Raw genomic sequence first — 3,963 nt, forward strand, 5'->3', positions numbered from 1 at the left:
TGAAGCCGACCTTGAGGTCGGTCTTCTCGGGCTTCAGGCCTTGCGCGAAGACCTCGGTCGCGGTCGCGAGCGGGAACAGCGCGTTGATCCGCTCGCGGCCGCGGCGGCGTTCCGCCTGCGCTTCCGGCTGCCGTTCTCGACCCTTCTGGTCGCGGCCTGCGCGATCGGTCTCGCGCTCGCCCTGCTTGGGCTGCACGCCGAGGCGCTGCTGGAGCAACGCTGGCGCGAGCTGCTGCTGGTGCTGGGCCTGCTCGTGTTCGGCGCCGCCATGACCTTCGACCTGCGCGATCCGGAGCGGCGGACGCTCGCCAGCGACAACGGCTTCTGGCTGCATCTGCTGGCGGCGCCGATGATCGTTCACGCGCTGCTGAGCTTCGTCGTGGCCGATCCGGCCAGCCCCACGCCGTCGGAGGCGGCTGTCGCGGTCGCGATCCTGGCGGCGCTGGCGCTGGTCGCGCTGGTCGTCGACCGCCGCGCCCTGCTGATGTCGGGCCTGATCTATTTCGGCGCGGCGATCGGAGCGCTGATCACCCGCGCGCAGTTCGATTCGGCCACGATCTTCGCCCTGACGCTCGTCATCCTGGGCGTCGTCGTCGTGGCGCTCGGCGCCGGATGGCGTCCCGCGCGTCGACTCTTGCTAGCGCCGCTGCCGCCTTCGCTGCGCGCCGCCGTCCCCTCATCGTCCTGAGATCCCGAACACCCGCATGACCGACCTGTCCCCCCGTGAAATCGTTTCCGAGCTCGACCGCCACATCGTCGGCCAGCGCGACGCCAAGCGCGCGGTCGCGATCGCGCTCAGGAATCGCTGGCGTCGCCTGCAGCTGACGGGCGCGCTGCGGGAAGAGGTGCTGCCGAAGAACATCCTGATGATCGGCCCGACCGGCGTCGGGAAGACCGAGATCTCGCGCCGGCTCGCCCGGCTCGCCAACGCGCCGTTCCTCAAGGTCGAGGCGACCAAGTTCACCGAGGTCGGCTATGTCGGCCGCGACGTCGAGCAGATCGTCCGCGACCTGGTCGAAGTGGCGATCGGCCTGGTGCGCGAGACGAGGCGCAAGGACGTCCGCGCGAAGGCGGAGCTCGCCGCCGAGGAGCGCATCCTGGTGGCGCTGGTCGGGCCCGCCGCAAGCCCGGCCACCCGCGAGTCGTTCCGCCGGAAGCTGATGGCGGGCGAGATGGAGGACAAGGAGATCGAGATCGAGGTCGCGTCCTCCGGGCCGGCCATGATGGAGATCCCCGGCATGCCCGGACAGGTCGGCATGATCTCGCTCGGCGACCTCATGGGCAAAGCGTTCCAGGGCCAGAAGAAGGCGCGCCGCGTGCTCGTCAGGGACGCGCGCGACCAGCTGATCGCCGACGAGTCCGACAAGCTGCTCGACCAGGAGCAGCTCACGGCGGAGGCCATCAAGGCCGTCGAGAACGCCGGCATCGTGTTCCTCGACGAGATCGACAAGATCTGCGCCCGCGAGGGCCGCGCCGGCGACGTCAGCCGCGAAGGCGTGCAGCGCGACCTGCTGCCGTTGATCGAGGGCACGACCGTCGCGACCAAGCACGGGCCGGTGAAGACCGACCACATCCTGTTCATCGCGTCGGGGGCCTTCCACGTCGCCAAGCCCTCCGACCTCCTGCCGGAACTGCAGGGGCGGCTGCCGATCCGCGTCGAGCTGAACGCCCTCACCCGCGAGGACTTCGTCCGGATCCTGACCGACACGGAGGCGAGCCTCGTCAAGCAGTACGTCGCCCTGATGGCCACGGAGGGCGTGACGCTCGACATCACCGAGGACGGCGTCGCGGCGCTCGCCGACATCGCGGTCGAGGTCAACGCCAGCGTCGAGAACATCGGCGCGCGCCGGCTGCAGACCGTGATGGAGCGGGTGCTGGACGAGATCAGCTTCACGGCCGCGGACCGCGGCGGCGAGACGGTCGTGGTCGACGGCGACTACGTCCGCAGATATGTCGGGGACTTGGCCAAGAACGCCGACCTAAGCCGGTATATCTTGTGATTAAGCAGATCGCAGCGTTCTCTAGACCGGCTCCGATTTACGCGTTTCCCTGGAGGAAACCGAGACATTCGGAATGCAGCGGCCCTTCTAATTTTTCTTGACCTGGGCGGCGCGTTGTTGATCATCATGTCCGTCATTAGAATGGCGATCCAGTTCTGGTCGACCGGATCGGTGATGCGGACCATGGGCGGAAGTCCGGGCGGTGGCGACGCGGGGATCGGCGGCGGCGCTTCCGGCGGAAGGGGCGACTGCGGCGGCGGCGATTCGTGCCATTGAGGAGCCGGAGATGGCCGAAATCATCATCGGAGTGATGGTGGGTCTTGGAGTAATCGCAGGGCTCGTCCTTCTTGCTCGTCTGCATCCTTCGAGGTCGTTCCGACGGGAGCCATCAAGTTGGGACGACACCAATCACAGTTCCCAAACTTGGCCCGGCCATTCTCAGTAACGCTCACCGCCGCACAGCCCTCCTGATCCGCACATAGAGCGCGCCAGCGCCGCCATGGACGGGGTCGGCCGGCTCGAAGCCGATCACGACGTCACGGGCGGCCGGAGAGCTCAGCCAGTGCGGCACGGACCGGCGAAGGACGCCGCGCTCGGAGCCAAAAGCCTCTTCCGCGCCCGGTCGGCCTTTGCCGGTGATCACCAGCACCACCCTGTGGCCCTCGGCCTGCGCGCGGATCAGGAACGAGGCGAGCCGCCGGTGCGCCTCGTCCTGCCTCAGGCCGTGGAGGTCGACGCGCGCATCGATCTCGACCACGCCCCTGGCCAGTCTGCGCCGCAGCTTGGCCTCAAGGGGCGCCAGCGGCGGCGGCGCAGGCTGGCGGACGGGTCTTGGCGGGACGACAGGAGCCGATGGCGGCGGGGCGGGACGCTCCTCCACCGGTTTTGGCGCGGGGGGCGGGGCCACTGGCTCGGGCAGAGCCCGGCCGGGGAGCGGCTCCACCGTCTCGGCGACCTTCATCCACAGCGCGAGTTCGGCCTCGGAGACGACGCGGCGGCGCCTTCCGCCGCTCATTGTCCCGGAGCCGCGTCACCACGCGGCAGCAGCACGACGAAGCGGGTCTGTTGCTTCATGCCGCCCGCGACCGCGCCGGCCGCGTCTCCCGTCCCGGCGAAATAATCCGCGCGCGCGGCGCCCAGGATCGCCGACCCCGTGTCCTGGGCGACCGTCAGCCTGCGGATCGGCTTCCCGTCGGGAAAGCGGCTGTCGAGCCAGAAGGGCAGCCCATACGACCATAGGCCACGATCGACCGCGATGCTGCGCTCGGGCGTCAGCGGCACGTTCTGGGCGCCGCGCGGACCGTCGCTGTCCTTGAGCGCGTCGTCGACGCGGAAGAAGATGTAGGAGGCGTTCTGGCGCATCAGTTCACGGCCTTCCTGCGGGTTGGCCGCGAGCCATGCCCGGATACCAGCCATCGACGCGCCGGTCTTCGTCATCGCGCCCCGTTCGACGAGAAGTCGACCGATTCCGCTGAACTTGCGTCCGTTTCGGCCATCGAACGCCAGCCTGACGGAGGAGCCGTCCGGGAGCCGTACCCGGGTCGAACCCTGGATGTGAACGAAGAACGCGTCGATCCGGTCGAGATAGACCAGTTCGAGGCCCTGTCCCGCCAGCGCGCCGTCCTCGATCGCCGCGCGATCCGGATAAGGCTCGAAGCCGCCGCGGCTGGTCTTGCGCGCGCCCCCCAGCCCTGCCGGGACGCCGGGCAGGGTTTCGCCGTCCGGGATCGTGACGAGATCTGCGGGTCGCGCCAGAAGGGGCGTGTCCAGTCTTCCGACCGGCGTCCTCGAGCCCGCGACCTCCGGCTCGTAATATCCGGTGAGCATCCCCTCGCCCACCAGGAAAGGCTGGAAGGCCCGTTCGAAGAAGGCGCGGGCGCCGACCGCGTCGGGCTCGCCGAGTGAGAGCGCCTGCTCGCAGCTCTGCTGGAGGGCCGCGCTCGGCGGCAGCGCCGCCCGCGAC

At 69.4% G+C, this 3,963-nt stretch carries 3 protein-coding genes and 1 pseudogene; 2 read left to right on the forward strand and 2 right to left on the reverse strand.

The window, feature by feature from the left end:
- Together ACIKT0_RS14465 and hslU are read left to right on the forward strand one after the other, a co-directional pair.
- Positions 1-688 (forward strand): annotated as a pseudogene (locus ACIKT0_RS14465) (hypothetical protein); the annotation flags it as partial.
- A gap of 16 nt (positions 689-704) precedes the next feature.
- Positions 705-2,000: an ATP-dependent protease ATPase subunit HslU gene (hslU, locus tag ACIKT0_RS14470; RefSeq protein WP_407106019.1), complete on the forward strand. Its 1,296-nt coding sequence runs from the start codon at positions 705-707 to the stop codon at positions 1,998-2,000.
- A gap of 448 nt (positions 2,001-2,448) precedes the next feature.
- On the opposite strand, the gene ACIKT0_RS14475 is transcribed toward hslU, so the two are convergent.
- Positions 2,449-3,015: a Smr/MutS family protein gene (locus ACIKT0_RS14475; RefSeq protein WP_407106020.1), complete on the reverse strand. Its 567-nt coding sequence runs from the start codon at positions 3,013-3,015 to the stop codon at positions 2,449-2,451.
- Positions 3,012-3,963, reverse strand: a 952-nt coding sequence (gene mltA / locus ACIKT0_RS14480; protein ID WP_407106022.1) for a murein transglycosylase A, incomplete at its 5' end; no start/stop codon positions are given. The genes mltA and ACIKT0_RS14475, both read right to left, overlap by 4 nt.

It is taken from the genome of Hansschlegelia beijingensis (assembly GCF_045505405.1).
Lineage (GTDB): Bacteria > Pseudomonadota > Alphaproteobacteria > Rhizobiales > Methylopilaceae > Methylopila > Methylopila beijingensis_A.

Coding starts and splice junctions, on each gene's coding strand:
- hslU (WP_407106019.1), top strand. CDS start 705: ATGACCGACCTGTCCCCCCGTGAAATCGTTTCCGAGCTCGACCGCCAC.
- ACIKT0_RS14475 (WP_407106020.1), bottom strand. CDS start 3,015: ATGAGCGGCGGAAGGCGCCGCCGCGTCGTCTCCGAGGCCGAACTCGCG.